This window comes from Nitrosophilus sp., from assembly GCF_982775275.1.
Map to the genome: position 1 here is coordinate 1 of NZ_CEXZHP010000155.1, position 3,656 is coordinate 3,656.

The window sequence follows — 3,656 nt, forward strand, 5'->3', positions numbered from 1 at the left end:
GCGATTTTCATAAAATTTTGGAAGAAGTGGTAAATGAAAAAAAGATAGGATTTGGCAAAATCGGTCAACCTTTAAGAGTAGCGCTTATTGGAAAACTTGGAGGTCCTGATCTTTCGGATATTATGGCTATCATAGGAAAAGAGGAGATTATTAAAAGGGTTGAAGCGCTTTTGAAAGAGTATCAATAGATATTAAGTAAAATCTTAATATCTATATCAAAGAGAGGGTCAATCTATTTACAATATGTGTAATAATAGATAGGTTTTGATGTTTTTTGGCGCAAAAAGAGTCGATCTCTTTTAATAGATCCTCAAAAAGAGGCATTTCGTTTTTTATATATTTTTCAAGCCCATCTTCTGCTTTCTCATCGCTTCTTATAAAGTTTAAAACTCTTTTGGCAAGTTTTGCTACAAAATATTGTATCAACTCTTCAAGTTCGCTTTTTACTCTCTTTTCATATTCGGATAAAGCTTTATACTCATAAATTATGTTTAATATTTCATTGATTTTAAATTTCTCTATAATAAGGAAAAATAGTTTTGCTACATATTTAAAATTGTGAGGCGTTTTCTCCTTTGTTTCAATTACCGCCGCTATAAATTTTAAATAGTCCAAAAAGGAGTAAAAAAGATTGATAGATCTATTATTTTTTATAAACTCTTTTATTTTTATCTTATCTTTTGCTTTTTGCAAAATTTCATTTAATTCATTTTTATAACCAAGGATCAACATAGGATCTATTTTTTTCTCTTTTTTTAACATCCATTTTATGCTAAATTCTATAGAATTTTCTATATCTAAAAGAAGCTTATACTCTTTTTTTGCATCAATTATCATATCGTTTCTATAAAGCTCAAATCTAATATCGTTTGCGCTTAATAACTGATTTATAATAAGATAAGATTCGATTTTTTTTATAAATTTATCTTTTAAAATATCATAATCTACAATAAAACTACTACCTGCAAAATTGATTATTTTATTGGAAATAACTGTGGCGGCTATCTCTTTTTTTAACGGATGGTTATCTATCTCATCCTCATAAACCGATACGAAAGATTTAGGAAAATATTTATAAAGATAATGTTGTGCAAAAGGGGTATCTAAAAAATCGCTGTTTAAAAGTATCTGTTTTAAAAATATTTTAGAGTATGAAAGCAAAATCCCTAAAATCGGCCTAACGATTGTGCCATCTTTTGTGAGTATCATTTCAAAATCTGAAGGTTTTGGGATATTAAAGTCTCTTCTTTTGAAAATTTTTATATTTTTTTCTAAAATTTCGATGGTTTTAATAAATTTTTGTATATCCTCTTTTGATCTAATCTCATCTAAAGTAATAGCCAATGATTGAAGATAGTTTGTCCAAAAAACCGAATTTAATACTTTATCAGTTAACGATTTTAAAGTGGAAATTCTTTCATCTTCATCTATAATATTTTTCTCTTTAAGACTATTTAGCACAATTTTTAAATTTACCTCATGATCTGAAGTATCGACTCCTGCCGAGTTATCAATGCTGTCAAGATTTATTTTTCCTCCGTTTTTTGCATACTCAATTCTTGCTTTTTGAGTAAACCCAAGATTTCCTCCTTCGCAAACGGCAAAACATCTTAGTTCATTAGCGTTTACTCTAACACCCTCGTTTTCTTTGTCGCTAAGGTATAGATTTATTTCATCGCTGGATTTCACATAAGTCCCAACGCCGCCATTGTAAAGAAGATCTACTTTTAGACAAAGAAGTTTTTTTGCTATCTCTTCTGCGCTTAGCTCATCTTTAGAAACTCTTAAAAGCTTTTTTATTTGAGGTGTTAGTTTTACGCTTTTTGCGTCCCTTTTAAAAACTCCTCCCCCTTCGCTTATTTTACTTTTATCATATTCGCTCCAGTGAGCTCCTTTTTCAAAAAGTCTTTTCCTTTCTTGATAAGAAATTTTAGGATCGGGATCGGGATCTATAAATATTTCGTTATGGCTTATAGCGCCTATTAATTTAATATTTGGGTTTATTAACATTCCGTTTCCAAAAACGTCACCCCTCATAGATCCTATGCCAACGACGGTTATAGTATCTTTATAAATATCTATCTTTTTTTCGATAAAAAATCTTGAAACACTTTTCCATGCGCCTTTTGCGGTAACCCCTAACTCTTTATGATTATACCCTTTGCTACCTCCGCTAGCAAAAGCGTCTTTTAACCAAAAACCCTTTTTTAGCGAAATCTCATTTGCAACATCGCTCATTGAGGCAGTTCCTTTATCGGCGGCTACGACAAAATAGAAATCTTTTTCATCATAAGCTATTATATTTTTATCGTGAACAAATTTGTCGCCGATTTTGTTGTCGATTAGATCCAATAAAGCGTCAATAAACAAAGAGTAATAATTTTTAAACTCTTCAAAACCAAGATCCTTTTTCTCTTTATAAATTACAAAGCCCCCTTTGGCTCCAGCAGGAACTATTATGGCATTTTTTGCTTCTTGGGTGCTCATCAAAGATTTTATCTCTTCTCTATAATCATCATACCTATCGCTCCATCTGATGCCGCCTCGGCTTACTTTACTCATTCTAAGATGAACACCGTTAAATCTGTTGTGATATACAAAAATTTCAACAGATGGCTGAATCCCTAAAAGATAATTTCCCAAAGAAGTCGTATCTATCTTAAAACTAATAGTCTCTTTTTTTAAAAAAAAGTTTGTTCTAAGAGAGTGCTCGATGATTTTATATAAAATTCTTATTATCTTATCTTCGGTAATATTTTCTATCTTTTTTAACTCTTTTTCTATATCTTGGTTTATATTTTTAATCCCTTTTTTTCTGTTTTTAATGTTTGGTTCAAACTTTATATAAAAATATTGAATTAATAATTTTACGATTTTATGATATTTTAAAATTGTTTTAACTATTGCGGCTTCGTTAAACTCCAAAACTATCTGATTTTCATATCTAATTAAAGCTCTCAAAAGAAGAATTTTTTCAATATCAAGATTTTCTTTTAATGTCAAAGAGTAAAGTTTGCATCTAAATAGTATCTCTTTTTGTAAAGCTTTTTGGATAATTTCGGTTATATTTTTTTGAGCCTCTTTTAATCTTTGTCTATTTTCTTTTTTAATATCAATTAAAAATCTATTTATAAAAATCTTTTTATCATCAACCACAATATCATAGGATACCTCATCTATTATGTTTAGACCGATATCATGAAGTAAAGGAATGATTTCTGATAGATAAAGTAGAGATTTTGAGTATATTTTTAAAAAAATTTCGCCGTTTTTTTCATAAAAATTTGCAATATACCTACTCTTTTTTATATCTTCAAAAATTTTTTTAGAAACAGATAGATCATCTTCAGATATTAGCTCTTGGCAAGTATTTAGAAGTTTGTTTTTCATGTTTAATCCTTAATATCTGCGGATGGTTTACCAAGGAAATAACCTTGCGCATAATCGATCTTTAACTCTTTAATCTTTTTTAAAATCTCTTTTGAGTGGACAAATTCCGCAACGGTTTTTATTTTTGCCTCATCGGCAAAATTTTTAATTGTTTTGATTATGAGTTCTGAGTTTTTGTGGGTAGTTATATCTTTTATTAAAGATCCGTCAATTTTAATATAATCTCTCTTTAGATTTAATATATGTTCAAAATTGGAATATCCGCT

Annotated in this window: 2 protein-coding genes and 1 pseudogene; 1 reads left to right on the plus strand and 2 read right to left on the minus strand. The window is 29.0% G+C overall.

From position 1 onward, the window contains the following. Positions 1 to 188 (plus strand): annotated as a pseudogene (locus AC30RD_RS07285) (glutamate--tRNA ligase); the annotation flags it as partial. Positions 189 to 210: 22 nt separating this feature from the next. On the opposite strand, the gene AC30RD_RS07290 reads toward AC30RD_RS07285, so the two are convergent. Next, positions 211 to 3,390, minus strand: a complete 3,180-nt coding sequence (locus AC30RD_RS07290; protein ID WP_489493768.1) for an NAD-glutamate dehydrogenase domain-containing protein — start codon at positions 3,388 to 3,390, stop codon at positions 211 to 213. A gap of 2 nt (positions 3,391 to 3,392) precedes the next feature. Further along, positions 3,393 to 3,656: EAL domain-containing protein (locus AC30RD_RS07295; RefSeq protein WP_489493769.1), on the minus strand; the 264-nt coding region annotated here is incomplete at its 5' end.

Coding starts and splice junctions, on each gene's coding strand:
- AC30RD_RS07290 (WP_489493768.1), bottom strand. CDS start 3,390: ATGAAAAACAAACTTCTAAATACTTGCCAAGAGCTAATATCTGAAGAT.